This is a genomic window from Novosphingobium sp. AP12 (assembly GCF_000281975.1).
In the GTDB taxonomy this organism is placed as follows: Bacteria; Pseudomonadota; Alphaproteobacteria; order Sphingomonadales; family Sphingomonadaceae; genus Novosphingobium.
Genome location: NZ_AKKE01000062.1, coordinates 13523 through 28649, shown reverse-complemented (window position 1 = coordinate 28649; position 15127 = coordinate 13523). Strand labels below are relative to the sequence as shown.

Annotated in this window: 14 protein-coding genes; 5 read left to right on the top strand and 9 right to left on the bottom strand. The window is 68.6% G+C overall.

The annotated features are described in order from the left end of the window. Window positions 1-4: 4 nt before the first annotated feature. Window positions 5-2398, bottom strand: a complete 2394-nt coding sequence (locus PMI02_RS10895; RefSeq protein ID WP_007682503.1) for a membrane-bound PQQ-dependent dehydrogenase, glucose/quinate/shikimate family — start codon at window positions 2396-2398, stop codon at window positions 5-7. A 225-nt stretch (window positions 2399-2623) separates the two neighbouring features. Here PMI02_RS10895 and PMI02_RS27060 point away from each other — a divergent pair, with 225 nt between their 5' ends. Beyond that, window positions 2624-2749 (top strand): DUF3175 domain-containing protein, encoded by a 126-nt coding sequence (locus tag PMI02_RS27060; RefSeq protein WP_157222475.1) that lies wholly within the window; start codon window positions 2624-2626, stop codon window positions 2747-2749. 2 nt (window positions 2750-2751) lie between these two features. Here the strand turns inward: PMI02_RS27060 and PMI02_RS10890 are convergent, their stop codons facing one another. From PMI02_RS10890 to PMI02_RS10880, 3 genes are all read right to left on the bottom strand, one after another. Further along, a complete protein-coding gene (locus PMI02_RS10890; RefSeq protein ID WP_007682502.1) occupies window positions 2752-5148 on the bottom strand; it encodes a hypothetical protein in 2397 nt (798 codons plus the stop codon). 99 nt (window positions 5149-5247) lie between these two features. Further along, entirely contained in the window at window positions 5248-6156 is a 909-nt protein-coding gene (locus PMI02_RS10885) for an NAD(P)H-hydrate dehydratase (RefSeq protein WP_007682501.1), read from the bottom strand. Next, window positions 6149-6925, bottom strand: coding sequence for a histidine phosphatase family protein (locus PMI02_RS10880; RefSeq protein WP_007682500.1), 777 nt, complete (start codon window positions 6923-6925; stop codon window positions 6149-6151). The genes PMI02_RS10885 and PMI02_RS10880 overlap by 8 nt, the downstream gene beginning before the upstream one ends. Window positions 6926-7177: 252 nt before the next feature. Here PMI02_RS10880 and PMI02_RS10875 point away from each other — a divergent pair, with 252 nt between their 5' ends. Further along, complete coding sequence (locus PMI02_RS10875; RefSeq protein WP_007682499.1) at window positions 7178-7576, top strand: hypothetical protein; 399 nt, start codon at window positions 7178-7180, stop codon at window positions 7574-7576. Window positions 7577-7586: 10 nt separating this feature from the next. Here PMI02_RS10875 and PMI02_RS10870 read toward each other — a convergent pair whose 3' ends face one another. Continuing rightward, a complete protein-coding gene (locus PMI02_RS10870) occupies window positions 7587-8723 on the bottom strand; it encodes a glycosyltransferase family 4 protein (protein WP_007682498.1) in 1137 nt (378 codons plus the stop codon). Window positions 8724-8741: 18 nt separating this feature from the next. Next, a complete protein-coding gene (locus tag PMI02_RS10865; RefSeq protein ID WP_007682497.1) occupies window positions 8742-9974 on the bottom strand; it encodes a hypothetical protein in 1233 nt (410 codons plus the stop codon). A 402-nt stretch (window positions 9975-10376) separates the two neighbouring features. Here PMI02_RS10865 and PMI02_RS10860 point away from each other — a divergent pair, with 402 nt between their 5' ends. Genes PMI02_RS10860 through PMI02_RS10850 form a run of 3 tightly spaced genes read left to right on the top strand, consistent with a single transcriptional unit; the run spans window position 10377 to window position 12510 of the window. Then, window positions 10377-11933: a PepSY domain-containing protein gene (locus PMI02_RS10860; RefSeq protein WP_007682495.1), complete on the top strand. Its 1557-nt coding sequence runs from the start codon at window positions 10377-10379 to the stop codon at window positions 11931-11933. Continuing rightward, window positions 11930-12223 carry a DUF3325 domain-containing protein gene (locus PMI02_RS10855; RefSeq protein ID WP_007682493.1) on the top strand — a complete coding sequence of 98 codons (294 nt, stop codon included), beginning with the start codon at window positions 11930-11932 and terminating at the stop codon, window positions 12221-12223. Before PMI02_RS10860 ends, PMI02_RS10855 begins: the two co-directional genes overlap by 4 nt. Then, a complete protein-coding gene (locus PMI02_RS10850) occupies window positions 12220-12510 on the top strand; it encodes a hypothetical protein (RefSeq protein ID WP_157222474.1) in 291 nt (96 codons plus the stop codon). Before PMI02_RS10855 ends, PMI02_RS10850 begins: the two co-directional genes overlap by 4 nt. A gap of 10 nt (window positions 12511-12520) precedes the next feature. On the opposite strand, the gene PMI02_RS10845 is transcribed toward PMI02_RS10850, so the two are convergent. From PMI02_RS10845 to PMI02_RS10835, 3 genes are read right to left on the bottom strand one after another with little or no spacing between them, the layout of a single operon-like run. Then, window positions 12521-13675 (bottom strand): hybrid sensor histidine kinase/response regulator, encoded by a 1155-nt coding sequence (locus PMI02_RS10845; protein WP_036503428.1) that lies wholly within the window; start codon window positions 13673-13675, stop codon window positions 12521-12523. An 11-nt stretch (window positions 13676-13686) separates the two neighbouring features. Then, entirely contained in the window at window positions 13687-14262 is a 576-nt protein-coding gene (locus tag PMI02_RS10840; RefSeq protein ID WP_007682487.1) for a chemotaxis protein CheB, read from the bottom strand. Further along, the gene (locus tag PMI02_RS10835; RefSeq protein WP_007682486.1) at window positions 14259-15101 is read right to left on the bottom strand and encodes a protein-glutamate O-methyltransferase CheR; all 843 of its coding nucleotides are present in this window, start codon (window positions 15099-15101) and stop codon (window positions 14259-14261) included. Before PMI02_RS10835 ends, PMI02_RS10840 begins: the two co-directional genes overlap by 4 nt. Window positions 15102-15127: the final 26 nt, after the last annotated feature.

Sequence of the window (15127 nt, the reverse complement as noted above, 5' to 3'; positions counted from 1 at the left end):
CTCGTCAGCCGGGCAGAGCGTAGGCGATCACCTCGTCGCCGATCGGCGTCTCCATGAAGTGGTGCCCGCCCGGCGCGATCACCAGGTACTGCTTCCCGTTCACCGCATAGACCATCGGCGTCGCCTGCCCGCCCGCCGGGAGCACGTCGCTCCACAGCATCTTGCCGGTCTTGAGGTCGATGGCGCGGATCAGGTTGTCGGTCGTCGCGGCAACGAAGATCACCCCGCCCGCCGTCACCACCGAGCCGCCATTGTTGGGCGTGCCGATCTCGAACGGCAGCATCGAGGGGATGCCGAAGGGTCCGTTCGTGCGGGCCGAGCCGAGCGGGCGGTCCCAGATCGTCTTGCCGCTCGCCATGTCGATGGCGCGGATGCCGCCGTAGGGGGGCTGCTTGCACAGCATTCCCGTGAGCGGCAGGCGCCAGCCGGCGTTGACGTCGATGGCATAGGGCGTGTGGGCCTGAGGATCGCCCGCGCCCTCGGCGCCGCCGATATTGCCGCGGGCCTGGTCGCGCGGGGCCCAGCCCTTCTTGTTGGCCTCGGCGCGGGGGACCAGGCGGACGTAGTTGGGCATGTCGTTGTAGTTGGCGACGATCACCCCGCGGCGCGGGTCGATCGCCACGCCGCCCCAATCGGTGCCGCCGTTGTAGCCGGGGTACTCGATCGAGCGGCGGTCGCTCTCGGGCGGGGTGAAGAAGCCCTTGTAGCTCGCCTTCCTGAACTGGATGCGGCAGACCATCTGGTCGATCGGCGACATGCCCCACATGTCACGCTCGGTGAGCGTGGGCTTGCGCAGCGTGTGCCACAGCGACACGCGCTGGGTCTGCGCGCGCTGCTCGGGCTCGACGCCGCCGCCGGGGGCCTTGATCTCGCCCACCGGGGTCAGCGGACGGCCGGTCCTGCGGTCGAGCACATAGATGTCGCCCTGCTTGGAAGGCAGCACCAGCGCCGGGGTGCCGCGATAGTCGACAAGGCTGGCCTGCGCGCCGAAGTCGTAGTCCCACACGTCGTTGCGCACGGCCTGGAACTTCCAGCGCGGCTTGCCGGTGGTCACGTCGAGCGCGACCAGCGAGGTGGCGAAGTTCTTCTCCTCGGGGCGGCGCAGGCTGGAATAGTAGTCCGCCGCCGCGTTGCCCATCGGCAGGTAGACGAGGCCGAGCTGCTCGTCGCCGCTGGCGATGGTCCACATGTTGGGGGTGCCGCGCGCCCAGGTCTGGCCGGTCGGCGGATAGCCGTTCCAGTCCGGGTGCATCATGTCCCAGGCCCAGCGCAGCTTGCCGGTGACGGCATCGTAGCCGCGGATCACGCCCGAGGGCGCCCAGCGGTCCTGCCCGTCGAGCACCTGGTGCCCGGTCACGACCACGCCCTTCACGATCGTCGGCGGCGAATTGATCGAAACGTAGCCGGCGGGGGTGTTGCCCATGCCGATCTTGGTGTCGACCTCGCCGTTGGCGCCGAAGCTCGTGCAGCGCTGCCCGGTGCGGGCGTCGAGCGCGAAGAGGCGCGCGTCGAGCGTGCCGTAGATCAGGCGCCTGGCGCAGGGCTGGTCGGCCGGTGCGTCCGGGACGGCATAGTAGCTTACCCCGCGGCAGGCGGCGGTATAGGGGATCGCCTCGTCCGAGACCTTGGGGTCGAACTTCCAGCGCTGCTTGCCGGTCGCCGGATCGAGGGCCAGCACGATGTTCTTGGGCGAGCAGACGTAGAGCATGTCACCGACCTTGAGCGGCGTGTTTTCGCCGCCGTAGGTCTTGGCGATCTTGGGGTCGGAGGGCATGTCGCCGGTGTGGATGAGCCAGGCGCGCTTGAGGTTCTTGACGTTCTCCGGCGTGATCTGGCCGAGCGGAGAGAAGCGCCGTGCGCTGTCGCTGCCGCCGTATGCGGGCCAGTCGTCTCCGGCGGCGGCGAGCGAAGGATCGCCCATCTCGGCGCCAAGCGCGGGAAGGTCGAAGGCGGGCTTCGTCTCCGCCATCTGCGCGAAGACCAGCGCGGCGACCACGGTGAGCGCCAGCGCTCCCCCGCTCGCGCCGAGGCCCAGCCTCCAGCGATGGGGATGGACGGACAGCGTCGGCATGACCAGCAGCACCGCCACCAGCAGGACCAGCGGCGCGATCACGCGCGGCACCAGCGCCCAGTTGTTCGTGCCGGCCTCGGCCAGCGCCCAGAGCACGGTGAGGACGAAGACGCCGATATAGATCCAGCCGCCCAGCATGCGGCGGCGGAAAAGAAGCGCGCCCGAGGCGACCATCGCCAGCCCCGCCAGCACGTAGTAGGCCGAGCCTCCCAGCAGCGCGAGCCACGCCCCGCCGATCGTCAGCACCAACCCGATGATCCCGATGACCACTCCCAATATCAACGGCGATAGTGGGCGCGATCTGCGGTCCGGGAAGGGACGATCCATTTTTACACTCCGGCAATAATCGGGGGCTTGCGCCTCGTGTAAGTGCCGAAATCGGCCAAAGTTCCTGCAGTCCGGTGTAATTATGCTGGAGGATCAATGGGAACGCCGTTCCGTGATCGGAGCTGGCGGGAAACCCGAACTGCAGGAGGCTCATGCCATGACCGCCCAAACAAAATGGTCTCAAGGCGGGGGCGAGCATAGTGATCCCCCTCGACCTCGAGCCGCATGTCTTCGAGGACAAGACCCGACGAGGATCGCGCGGGCGACGATCTGGACAAGCGCCAGCGCAAGGTGATCAAGGACGCGAAGGACGAGTTGCGCAATGCGTTCGGCAAGCCGGTTAAGGGCTGAACCTATCCGACCGGCAGTGTCACCGGGGCCTTGGGCGCATCGCGCAGGCGCAAGTGAAGCACCCCGTCCGGGGGCCGCGGAGCCTTGAATGCCCCCCCGGTATAACCCGGCGGCACGGTAGCGGCCTTGGTGAAGCCGGCATCGGCACCGATGGCATCGACGAGGAATAGGCTGCGCGCCGTCACCGTGCATTCCGCCTCGGCGCAGGCCACGTCCTCGACGCCGGGCAGCCGGGCCAAAGTGGCGAGCGGCTGCCAATTGCCTGGCGTGTCGCCGTGGACCAGCCGGAAACGCAGGGGCCCAAAGGTTCCGGGCGGAATATCCGCGCCCTTGAGCCGGGCCACGAGAACCTCCGCGCTCTCCAGCGTGAGGCCCTTGCCCGCGCTCAGCTTTGCCACCGCATCGCCCTCGGCAGGCGCGATCTCGATCACGTCGGAGGCAGCGAAGCGGGTGCCGGGGCCCGCCTTCACCGAGAACACCATCTCGCCGGTGTCGGGTAGCAGATCGCCGGCATCGCCGAGATCCAGAGTCCTTGCACCCTTGGCGACAGGCGCCGGGTTGACAGTGCGGTTGAGCAGCGAAACCTGCGGGCGCGGCGAGGCGATGCGGGCCTGGAGCGGCAGGCTGCGCCCGTCCTCGAGCCTGACGGTGGCCTTGGCCGGGGCCCCCTCGGCGGGCGCGCGGCCCGTCCCTTGCGCGACCAGCCGCAGCCGATCCGCCGCGCCTTCGCGGGTGAGGCCGTCCGGCTGGAACTCGACGTCGCCGACCATGACCGCGCGCACCTGATCGAGCCGCTGCCCCGACAGAACGCCCTGCGTATCGCCGGCGTGGAGTTCCAGCCCATCGAGCCGGCTCGCCTCGGCCCGGGCGGTCAGCGTCACGGCGGCGGGGTCCTTGACGCCCTGGTAGCGCACCTCGAGGCGCATCTCGCCCGGCCGCGCGCGTTCCAGCGGCACGGTGACGGCGATGCGGTTGCCCTCTCGTACCGTCCACTTGAGCGGGGTGGCGGCGCCGCCCTGCCGCAGGGTCACGTCCTCGACGCAGGCCGGGGCCGAGCCTTCGAGCATGACCTCGTTCTCGCGACCGACGATCAGGCCGTCCGGTCCCTCCGCCGCTTTCCAACCGTCGCCGCCGGGGCGCTGAAGCGTGAAGTCCGGCCCCTCGAACGGCGCGAAGCCCCATTGGCCGTGCAGATGCGCGCGGACCGTGCCGGTGAACGCGGCGGGCAGGTTCTCGGCGCCGAGGACATAGCCGCCCTTGTCGGCGCGCGGCATGGCGGCGATTTCCAGCACCTCGCCCGAAGCGGCAGTGAGCCTGACCTGCACCGCGTGCGCGAACTGGGTTGAGAACACCAGCGGCGCGCCTTCCACCGGCAGCACCGCGCCCGGCACCGCAGCGCAGATCGGCCCCTTCGCCAGGCTGCGCAACTGCGGCGGAATGTCCGCCTCGACCGCCGGCAGCGCGGCGACCATCACCGATTTGGGCTTCTGGAACGAGGGCGCTGCATTGAGCAGCAACGACATCGTCTCGTCGTTGCGGACGGTCAGCGTCGGCAGATAGTTGAAAGAGGGGTTGTTGAACGCCCCGAAGATGCGCGCGATATCCCGCGCCACGCCGATATAGGCGCTGTAGTAGCCCGCCCCGCCCTCGCGCGTGGCGCTCAACTGCAGGGCAAGGTCCGTGGGCGTACCGGTCAAGGTATCGGCGATCGAGCTGGAATGGACGTCGTTCAGCACCAGCGCCTCGCGGTTCTGGACGAGGCACGAAGCCTGCTGGTCGATCACCTTGGTCAGGCAATCCTCCTGCAGTTTCACTGAAAGGCTGCGTGCCAGCACGGGCGCGACGGTGCGCAGGTATTCGGGTCCGGCGTCACCCTGCGCCCGGATCGCGGCCATGAAGGCGACGAGGCGCGAATGGTCGAGCGAGGCCTGGTTGAGGTCCTGGCTGGCGCGCACGAATTCGCCCGGCTTGCCCCGCACCGCATCGACCAGCACGCCCTCGGCGCCGCCGGTGTCGGGCACCAGCAGCAGCACCAATTGCCGCGCGCCCTTGGGCACGGTCAGGGTGAGCGCCTTGTCCTTCTCCTTGGACTTCCACGTTTCCGCCGTGGCGAGCCAGTCCTTCGGCGGCGGGTTCGTCGCGCCGCGCAGGAAGGCCGAGACCAGCACGAACTTCGCGCCCTGGTCCTCGGCGAAGGCGCCGTGGACGACGACCTTATCTCCCGCCGCGAGGCTCGGCACCTTGGCAATCGGCAACGTCTTGTCGCCGCGCGTAACCTCGATCCTGAGGTCCGGGCCGGTCAGCTCGAACGGCGGAGGATCGGCCAATGCATTGGGGGCGGCGCAGGTCGCCCCTGCCAACAGCGCGAGCGAGAGGGCCGGAAAAGCGCGGTTTTTCATCGATTGGGTCGGCAAGAAGCTGAATTCCCGTCGTTTGTCCTGACACTGCGCCCCCGCCGCTCTCTTAGCGGCATCGGGGGCCCGCGCACAACCTTGCGCTCATTCGCCTCCGGCCGAGCGCATCGCCTGGGGGATCAGGCCGAGCAGTTCGCTGGCGAGGAAGCCCAGCGGCCCGATCGTCTCGGCACAGCGCCGCCCGGCCTCGCCGTGGAGCCACACCGCCCAGAGCGTCGCCTCCAGCGGCGCACATCCGCGCGCCAGCAAGGCTGCCGCGATCCCGGCGAGAACGTCGCCCGAGCCACCGGTGGCGAGCCCGACGTTGCCCTCTCCGTAGGCGAACAGCGCGCCGGAGGTGTCGGCGATGAGGCTCGCTCCTCCTTTGAGCACGACCACCGCGCCGTAGCGCCGCGCCGCCTCGCGGACCGCGCCGGGACGGTCGCGGGCGATGACCTCGGCGTCGCGTCCGAGCATCGCGGCCATTTCCCCGATGTGCGGCGTCAGCACTGCAGGCGCGGCGCGCGCGCAAAGGGCCTCGGCGTGGGGCGCAAGCGCCATCAGCGCCGCAGCATCAATGATCAGCCCGCCGGTCCAGTCCGCCTGTGCGAGCAGAGCGCCCACCAGCAGCGATGCCTGGTCCCGGCACGACATCGCCGGGCCGACCACCACCGCATCGCAGTGGGAGATATGTGCGGCGAGCAGGGCCTGAGCCGCATCGATCTCGCCTTCCTCGTTCACTGGCAGCGCGAGGACGGCCGCTTCCGGGATCAGTACGCCGATGGCGACGGCAGCGGGCGCGACGGTGGCGATGCGTACCTTGCCGGCACCCGCCCGCAGCGCGGCCTCGGCGGTCAGCCGCACGCCGCCCGGCACGTCGAGGCAGCCGCCTACCACGAGCACGCGCCCCCGCGCATTCTTGTCGACCTCCCCCTGCGGCTGCGGCAGCGGATTCGCCCGGACCCATGCCGCATCGAGCAGCGTTGCATCCGGCAAGGCGTCGCCGTCAGCCACGCGCCGCGACCATCTGGTCCGGCTCCTGCGTGGAGGGAGTGCCGTCGCGCTCCATCGGTGCGACGACGTTGTAGCGCTCCAGCGCCATGCGGCCGGCCTCGGGGTCGAAGCGGTACTGCGTGACTGCGCAGTTGGCGACGTCACCCTCCGCGTCGATGCCGAGGATCTGCGCTTCGGTCATCTGCTCCAGCACGTAGCGCATGCAGAGCACGACGACCTGGTGCGCCACGATCATGACCCGTTTGCCGGCATAGTGGAGCGACACCGTGTCAAGCAGCGCGCGCAGGCGGAAGATCACGTCGACCCAGCTCTCCCCGCCGGGCGGGCGGTGGTAGAACTTGCCCAGCAGCCGGCGGAACTCCGCCTGATCGGGCTGGAGGTCGCGGATGCCGAGCGTGGTCAACCCATCGAGGATGCCGAACTCCTTCTCGCGCAAACGCTCGTCGATGCAGATGCCGAGGTCCGCCGGGCAGCCGCCCGCCTCGCGGAACAGCTCGGTGGTCTGCACCGCGCGGACGTAGGGGCTGGATAGGATGACCTCGGGCCGATGCCCCTCCTCCCCCCTCGCGAACCAGTGGCCAAGCGCGCGCGCCTGATCCATCCCGAGCGCCGAGAGCTGCACGTCGACGTCGCGGTGGTCGAGCGCGATGCGGTGGAGGCCGCCTTCGTGCGCTTCATCCCGCGCGACGTTACCAGCGCTCTGGCCGTGGCGGATCAGCCAGATAACGCTGGGCCAGCGCGAGTGAGGCTTTGGTTCAGAGTGTTCCATGCCTTGGTAATCCGGCGATCACGCCGGAAGTTCCTGCACCGGCGGCCGGGACGTGGGGACAATGCCGCAAGCTGTTGCATAAATTTAACGGCCCAGTCCAATTTCCGTTGTTGAGAATCGTTCGCAGTTACGGTATCGACCTTTCCCGGGGGATGATGGAAGGAGATTACGCCAGATGGCGCAGCGGCAGTCCGGGTCCCTCGCGATCCCGTCGGCGGTGATCTCCCCGCTTCCAAAGAGGACGCCGCGATGATGCACAGCCCGATAGCCCCCGCAGCCCTGCGACCGCGCGCCGACGCCGTCGTCACTGCCGCGGCGCGCCGCTGGCGAGCCGCGCGCGACCGGGGCCTGCCGTCGCAGGCGCGGCTTTTCCGGCTGCTCTCGACCCGGCACTGGGAAATGCTCGTGCCCACTTTCGACAGCTTCATGGCCCTGTGCGAAAGCGCGCTGCGCCGCCCGATCGCCACCGGCACCGGGCGCAACCTCACCCGCGACGAGGCGATGCTGATCGGCCTCATCGACGGTTCGATGCCGCGCCGCGACTGCATCGATTGCGGCGCCGGGCCGGCCAGCGTCCTTGACAGCGCGATCCGCTCGACACGGATCATGATGGCTATGGTGATGAGCGCGCCGGTGGGGACGCAAGCGTAGCCTGGCTTGCTCAGGCCTTGGCGGACGCCTGCTCCATCGTCGGTTCGGCCCGATCCGTCAGCCCTTCCAGCGCCAGACGGCAATGCCTGTCCCACGAGAAATTCTCAAGCGCGAAGCACCGCGCGCTTTCGCCCAGGCGGCGGCGATAGGATGTATCGGCAACGAGCAGGTGGACCGCTTCCGCGATCGCCGCAGGGGAATGGCCGTCCACGACCAGCCCGTCGATACCGTCGCGCACCAGTTCGCCCGGCCCGCCATCGCGCCCGACGATGCAGGGGATGCCCTGCGCCATCGCATCCGCCACGCTGAGCCCGAAGCCTTCCATCTCAGCCCCATCCTCCAGCGCGATCTGGGGGTGGAGGAACAAGTCGGCGGTGCGATACCGATCGGCGAGTTCCTCGTCGCTCACGTAGCCCGTCATCGTGATGCCGGGGCCCGCGTGGGCTTCTACCGCGCTGCGCACCGCCGGTTCATCGTTGCCGCGCCCGATCACGGCGTAGTCGAGCACGGCACCCTGCGCGAGGCACTGGGACACCGCGCGCACCGCCGCCGGCACATTCTTGCGCGGGACCAGCCGGCAGACGGTGATGACGCGCGGGATGGGATTGCCGGTCTCGACCAGCCGCCCAGGCGGAACGATGACGCCGTTCCATGCGGCGACGCAGCGACCGGCCAGCGCCGGTACACGTTCGAGCATCAGCGTGCGCGTCGCATCGCTTACCGCGACCACGCGCGCCGCGCGCGAAAGAACGGCGCGCATTAGCCTGAAGGCGCGTCCCGAGGGCCGGCCGACTTCGCGGCCGTGAACGGTCACGATCAGCGGGCGAGGAAAAGGCAGCGCCGGGATCGCCGCGCGCCACGTGCAGGCGTGGATCGCCTCGGGCCGCTCTCCCGCCAACCAGGCGCGCGCCATGGCGCGCGCAAGCCGCATGTAGACCCGCAGCTGCGACGTCGGCCCGACATCGACCAGTGTGACGTTCCCCTCCGCCTCCCGGCGCGGGCCGGCCGAGGACTTGGCGAAGACGGTAACCAGCAGCCCAATGCGCGCATAGGCCTGCGCTACTTGCGCGACATAGGTCTGCACACCGCCTTCGTCCGGCCCATGGACACGCGCGACCACCCAGATGCGCGCAACATTTTCACTCATGCCCGGCGTCTCGCCTCATCACTCATGCGCCAGGACATGCCGGCGCGGGTTGCGGGCTCTCGTCCGAGTGCTCGCGGGGAGCGAGGTCCGGCGATGCGCGAGAAAATCGGCCACCGCCCGCGCCGCCCGTTCGGACGAGCGGCTCGTCTCGCAATCGAACGTCTCGGTTATGCCCTCGCGTTGCGCCGGCAGGTAGCTGCCGTGCGTCGTCATGGCATCGGCGACCTTGTCGACGATCCCCTCGCTGCTGCGGTAGACCGGACCGTAGGTCCAGTGGCGATAGTCGGGATCGCCGCGCCAGTCGGCATCGTGGCTGTCGAGAAAGAGGCACGGGCGCGGCCGGACCACGAACTCGTAGACCTGGCTACTGACGTCGCCGAGATAGATCGATGCCGCCTTGGGATAGCGCATGTCGACGCTCGCCGGGCTGCCGAGGTCGATGTGGATGTGCCCCAGCCCCGCGAACTCGGCCAGGTCGCGCTCCATCGCGGCGCGGCGACGGCGGTTGTCGTAGAGGCGGATGTGCGGGGCCACGATCAGGTTGAAGCGGTCGTCCGCCGCGAACTGCCGGATCACGTCGAGACCCATGCCGTGCCACGAGGACAGCCGTTTCGAGAAGTGCGGATTGTAGAGGACGGTGGGCCGCTCCTGCGCGAACAGGCGGTCCGGCAGGCGATTTTCGGTGAGGTCGAACTTGCCATAGCCGACAACCGCATAGTGACCTTCACGGATCAGGCGCTTGTCCAGCATGCGGCGGCGCTGCTTTTCACCGGCGAGCAGGACGAAGTCGAACTGGCGGATGCGCCGGTCGTATCCCACCGCGCGGTCGCCGGCTCCGTGACAGGTATGGATGAAGGTCGAGGCGTGCAGCCCCGCGAAACGCAGCAGCAGCGAGGTCCGCTCGGGCACGACGATCGCGTCGTAGCCCGCCAGCAGGCGGCGCGCGGCGGCGAGCGCGGGAAGTTTGGGCGGGGTCGCTCCGCCGGTCAGCCGCGTGATCCCGGACAATAACGGACCGCTAACGCGCACGAAGTTCATGGGCCCGGCGTTATGCCGCCGGGCAATATCCTGCGCGAGCGCTATATGGTCCTCGGTCATGGCGACCACGTCGATCGCGAAACGGAGGTCGTGGGACATTTCCACCGCAAGCGGCATGGCGTGGAAGACATGATGCAGTTGCGCGTTGAAGAAAAAGCAGACCTTCTGCGGCGCTCCCGGATCGAAGCGCGGTTCGAACGATTGCTGAAACACGGCCTACTCCCTTCAAAACCCCCGGCCCTGCGACGGCTAGTGCCATCGGATTGCCGGCGCATTTCATCCCTTGGCCAACCCTGCAACAATAGCGCGCCGGTCCGCCTCCACCACGCGCCTGACGGTATCGCGACCAGGGAAGAATGCCCGGCACGCCGATCCGTTCCTAATTCAACCAGCCCCGATCCGGGGGCGATGCCTCGCCGCCCGGCCCGCTCGGCCTGCAGGATGAGGCTGTGCAGCGGAATGAAAAAACTGCCTGCCGGAACGCATCAAAACTCTGGCAACTGATGCGGATGATTGTCATTAGCGAGGAATGAGATCGCTATGCATATGCGCGCAAGAGGATTCGCGCACCATCGCAGCTGGGCGCACGGCATGCGTGTGCCCTGGAGGCGGCGCATGAAATCGACGTTCCGCCAATCCATGGCCTGGTTGCATACCTGGACCGGGCTGCTGCCGGGCTGGGTGCTGTTCGTGATCTTCCTGTTCGGGACGAGCGCATACTACCAGCAGGAAATTTCGCGCTGGATGCGGCCCGAGATCGCTACGGGAGCCGTCACTCCGCGGGCGCTGGACGCGGCCGATGCCGTGTTGCGGGAAAGAGGTGCGGGTGCCGGCTCCTGGACGCTGTCGTTACCGGACGGCCGCGGCGGAGATGCGTTCACGGTTTCGTGGGCCAAGCCCGGCGACCGGCGCGGCGACGGGGCGGAGGTGCTGCTCGATTCGCGCACCGGTGCCCAGGTGGAGCCGCGCGACACCAGGGGCGGCTTCTTCCTCTACCGCATGCACTTCGACCTGCATTACATGCCGGTGATGTGGGCTCGCTACCTCGTCAGTATCGCCGCGCTCGCGATGCTGGTGGCGATCGTCTCGGGCGTGGTGACGCACAAGAAGATTTTCGCCGACTTCTTCATGCTGCGTTTCGGCAAGGGCCAGCGCTCCTGGCTCGACGCGCATAACGTCACTGCCGTGCTGGCGCTGCCGTTCCTGACGATGATCACATACACCGGACTCGTCACGTTGCTGTTCACGCTGATGCCATGGGCGATCAGCGCGAGCTTCCCCTCGCAGGAGGCGTACTATGCCGCCGCCTTCCCCACCGGGCCCGAGGCCAGCGTGACCGGCGATCCCGCGCCGATGATGCCGCTGAAAGACCTTTTCGCCCGCGCCGCCGAAGCCCGGCCGGGATTCCGCGCCAGCTTCGTCACTGTGAACAACCCCGGCGACGCGGGCGCCACGCTCGCGATCTACCCGCAGGTCGATGCCTTCGGCGGACCGCGCGGCCCGGTCAATATCAGCCCGGTGACCGGACAATTACTGGCGGTCCCGCCCATACCCGGTGCCGCCACGCTCACCCAGAGCACGATGATCGACCTCCACGCCGGGCGCTTCTCCGGCTGGGAGCTGCGGGCGCTCTACTTCATGTCGGGCGTGTTCGGGACGGTGATGGTGGCGACCGGCCTCGTGCTGTGGACGGTCAAGCGCCGGGCGCGCCTGCCGGACCCTGCACGCCCGCACTTCGGCTTCTGGCTCGCCGAACGCCTCAACGTCGGCGTGATCGCCGGCACGCCGGCGGGCATCGCCGCCTACTTCCTCGCCAACCGGCTGCTACCGCTTCAACTGGAGCACCGTGCCGACTGGGAGATCAACTGGCTGTTCATCGTCTGGGGCGGCCTGCTCGCCTGGGGCATGGCGCGCCCGGCGCGCAGGGCCTGGATCGAAGGACTGGCCTCCTGCGCCGTTCTGTTCGCGCTGGTGCCCGTGGTCAACGCGCTGACGACATCGCGCGGCCTGATCGCGAGCCTGGTGAATGGCGACACCCTGTTCGTCGTCTTCGACCTTACCATGCTGGCACTCGCTGCCGTCTTCGCCTTCGCCTCCTGGCGCGTCCTCACCCGGCGCGCACAGCCGGCCCCTCGCCGCAAATCGCGGGAATCCAGCGAGGCCTTCGCATGATCCACGTCTTCACACTGGCGCTGTGCCTGGCGGGCTTCGGCCTGCTGTTGATGGCCATGGGCCGACACCAGCAGGACTGGCTGCGTCGCAAGCTGCCTGCCGCAACGACGCGCAAGATGCGGCGAGGCGGGTTTGCGCTGCTGGCTCTCGCCTTCTTCGCGTGCGGGAGCGGGCTCGGCTGGGCCTACGGGACGCTGGCCTGGTGCGGCTGGCTGACGGTCTCCGCCCTCGCCGCCGTCACGGCCAACACCAACCGCGAGCGCATCCAGCGCCTGAAAGCAAAGCCATGAGAGCGCCCGCCATGGAACGCTGGTCGCTCGCCTCACGCGTGCTCGCGGGAACCCTAGGCGCCTATGCGCTGACCGCGCTGCTCACGGCCGCGCTGTCTGTCCTCCTGATCCAGTTCGGCGTCGACCCCGTCGAGGCCGCGACCGGAGCGACTATCTCGAGCTTCGCCGTGTTCACGGTCGCGGCGATGGCGGTCTTCCACGCCCGCAGCGTGATGAAGGCATGGGTATGGCTGGCCCTGATCGGAGCGGCCTGCGGCATGGTCGTCCTGCTCCTCGGAGCACAGTGACCGGCTCCCGCTAGAACGCCAGGAGCGGCAGGCGCACCGTGAAAGTGCTGCCCTTACCTGCTCCCTCGCTCGCGACCGCGATGGAGCCGCCGTGAAGCGCCACAAGGCGCCGCACGAGCGCGAGGCCGATGCCTAGCCCTCCCTGCGCGCGGGAGCGGTGATCCTCGACCTGGGTGAATATCTCGAAGATCTGCGCCTGCATCGGCGGCGGGATGCCGACGCCGTTGTCCGCGACGCGGATCTCGACCATGGCCCCGTCGCGGTGCGCGGCCAGTTCGATCCTGCCGCCCGCCGGCGTGTACTTGGCGGCGTTGTTGAGCAGGTTTGCGACGACCTGCGCCAGCCGCGTATAGTCCGCCTCCAGCCACACCGCATCCTCTGGCATGTCTACGGATAGCGTGTGTCCGGCGGCGTCCATGTTGTGCCGGCTACCCTCGATCGCGGAGAGCAGGATATCCTTGAGCGCGACCTTGCCGGTCTTGAGCGAGACCTTGCCCTCACTGATCCGTGACACGTCGAGCAGGTCCTCGACCAGCCGGGCGAGGTGGAACAGCATGCGCTCCATCTGCGCGCGGATTTCGTCGGCCTGTTCGGGCGCGCGCGGGCGGCCCAGCAGGTCGAGCCCGCTCATCAGCGCGGCAACTGGATTGCGCAGTTCGTGGGCCAGCACGGCAAGGAACTGGTCCTTGGCGCGGTCCGCGTCGCGCAGAATCTTCGTCGCGGCGGCAAGCTCGTCGCGCTGGGCGGCGATCTGGCGGCGCTGGCGGTAGAGGTCGAAGAAGACGTCGGCCTTGCTGCGCAGGACGTGCGGCTCGATAGGCTTGTTGATGAAGTCCACCGCGCCCGCCTCGTAGCCGCGGAACCGGCGCTGGCTGTCGGAGCTGCCGGCGGTGACGAAGATGATCGGGACATGGCGTGTGCGCTCGTTCCCGCGCATCAGTTCGGCCAGTTCGAAACCGTCCATGCCTGGCATCTGCACGTCGAGCAGCGCCAACGCGACGTCGTGGCGCAGCAGCATCTCCAGCGCCTCCTCGCCCGAGGCGGCCTTGAGCACGACAAGATCGTCGCGCCGCAACAGTGCTTCCAGCGCAAGCAGGTTCGCGGGCAGGTCGTCGACCAGCAGGACATGGACCGGGCCATCCGCCGCAGTTTCGGGGATCGCCATTGCCGGAACCATCACCGCGTGCCCGCCGCGAGCAAGGCCTCGACGATGCCGCCCAGCGCAAGCACAGTCGCCTTGCGGCACGCCGCAACCGCCGCCTGCGGCATGGCGCGCGCATATGCGGTCGCCGGATCCTGCACGAGTGTTACGCCTCCCGCCTCCGCCACGGCCCGCAGGCCCCGCGCCCCGTCTTCGTTGGCTCCCGTCAGCACCACGCCGACGAGGCCGGGACCATAGGCGTCCGCGGCGCTTTCGAACAGCACGTCAATCGAGGGCCGGGAAAAGTACACCGGCTCGTCCGCCGAGAGCGAGATCGTCCCACCCGGCTCGACCAGCATGTGATAGTCGGGCGGCGCGAACGTGACGGTGCCGGGCTCGATCGGCTGCTTGTCCTCGCCTTCGCACACGTGCACCCGGCATTTGGCCGCGAACAGCGTGGTCAGTTCGCTGCGCCGCCCGGGCGGAACATGGACGACCACCAGCACCGGCAGGGCGTAATCCTCCGGCAGCGCAGGCAGGATCTGCAGCAGCGCCTGGATCGCGCCGGCCGACGCGCCGATCGCCACGGCCCGGTGCTCGGCCGCGCTCAAACCTTGCGCCTCTGGTAGATCTTCTCCTCGCGCACGAATTCCGAGAAGGCCTCCGCATGCTCGGAAAAGCGCAGGCTCTCCTTCGAGCCGAGGCCGAGGAACCCGCCGCGCGCCAACGAATCCCGGAACAGGCCGACCGCGCGGTCCTGCAGCGGCTTGTCGAAGTAGATCATGACGTTGCGGCACGAGATCAGCTGCATCTCGGAGAACACCGCGTCGGTGACGAGGCTGTGGTCCGAGAACACCACCCGCTCGCGCAGGGTCTTGTCGAACACTGCGCCGCCGTAGCCGGTCGTGTAGTAGTCCGAGAGCGAGGCCTTGCCGCCCGCCAACCGGTAGTTCTCGGTGAAGGCGGCGATCCGGTCGAGCGGGTAGATGCCGCGCGCCGCCGCGTCGAGCGCCTCCTGGTTGATGTCGGTGGCGTAGAACAGCGTGCGGTCTTCCAGCCCTTCCTCGCGGAACAGAATCGCAAAGGAGTGCAGTTCCTCCCCCGCGCTGCACCCGGCAATCCAGATCTTGAGCGAGGGATAGGTCTTGAGGTGAGGCACCACCTTCTCGCGGATCGCCTTGAAGTAGCTGGGATCGCGGAAGAAATCGCTGACCTGCACGGTCAGGAAGCGCACCACTCGCGCGGCCACGGCGGGATCGTGGAGAATCCGGTCCTGCAGGGCGGAGAAGGTCTTGATCCCCTGCCGCTCGCGCGCCTGCCGGAGCCGGCGCTTGATCGAGGCCTGCGCGTAGTTGCGGAAATCGTAGTGATACCGCCGGTAGAGCGCCTCCAGCAGGAGCCGGATTTCGATGTCCTCGATCTTCTCGCTGTCCATGCCGCCGTCGTTCATGCGTCAGGAGCCCCCGCCCAAGAAGT

Bases quoted from the DNA above. Each gene is read 5' to 3' on its own strand.
- PMI02_RS10895 (WP_007682503.1), bottom strand. From the start codon at position 2,398: ATGGATCGTCCCTTCCCGGACCGCAGATCGCGCCCACTATCGCCGTTG.
- PMI02_RS27060 (WP_157222475.1), top strand. From the start codon at position 2,624: ATGTCTTCGAGGACAAGACCCGACGAGGATCGCGCGGGCGACGATCTG.
- PMI02_RS10890 (WP_007682502.1), bottom strand. From the start codon at position 5,148: ATGAAAAACCGCGCTTTTCCGGCCCTCTCGCTCGCGCTGTTGGCAGGG.
- PMI02_RS10880 (WP_007682500.1), bottom strand. From the start codon at position 6,925: ATGGAACACTCTGAACCAAAGCCTCACTCGCGCTGGCCCAGCGTTATC.
- PMI02_RS10875 (WP_007682499.1), top strand. From the start codon at position 7,178: ATGCACAGCCCGATAGCCCCCGCAGCCCTGCGACCGCGCGCCGACGCC.
- PMI02_RS10870 (WP_007682498.1), bottom strand. From the start codon at position 8,723: ATGAGTGAAAATGTTGCGCGCATCTGGGTGGTCGCGCGTGTCCATGGG.
- PMI02_RS10860 (WP_007682495.1), top strand. From the start codon at position 10,377: ATGAAATCGACGTTCCGCCAATCCATGGCCTGGTTGCATACCTGGACC.
- PMI02_RS10855 (WP_007682493.1), top strand. From the start codon at position 11,930: ATGATCCACGTCTTCACACTGGCGCTGTGCCTGGCGGGCTTCGGCCTG.
- PMI02_RS10850 (WP_157222474.1), top strand. From the start codon at position 12,220: ATGAGAGCGCCCGCCATGGAACGCTGGTCGCTCGCCTCACGCGTGCTC.
- PMI02_RS10845 (WP_036503428.1), bottom strand. From the start codon at position 13,675: ATGGCGATCCCCGAAACTGCGGCGGATGGCCCGGTCCATGTCCTGCTG.
- PMI02_RS10835 (WP_007682486.1), bottom strand. From the start codon at position 15,101: ATGAACGACGGCGGCATGGACAGCGAGAAGATCGAGGACATCGAAATC.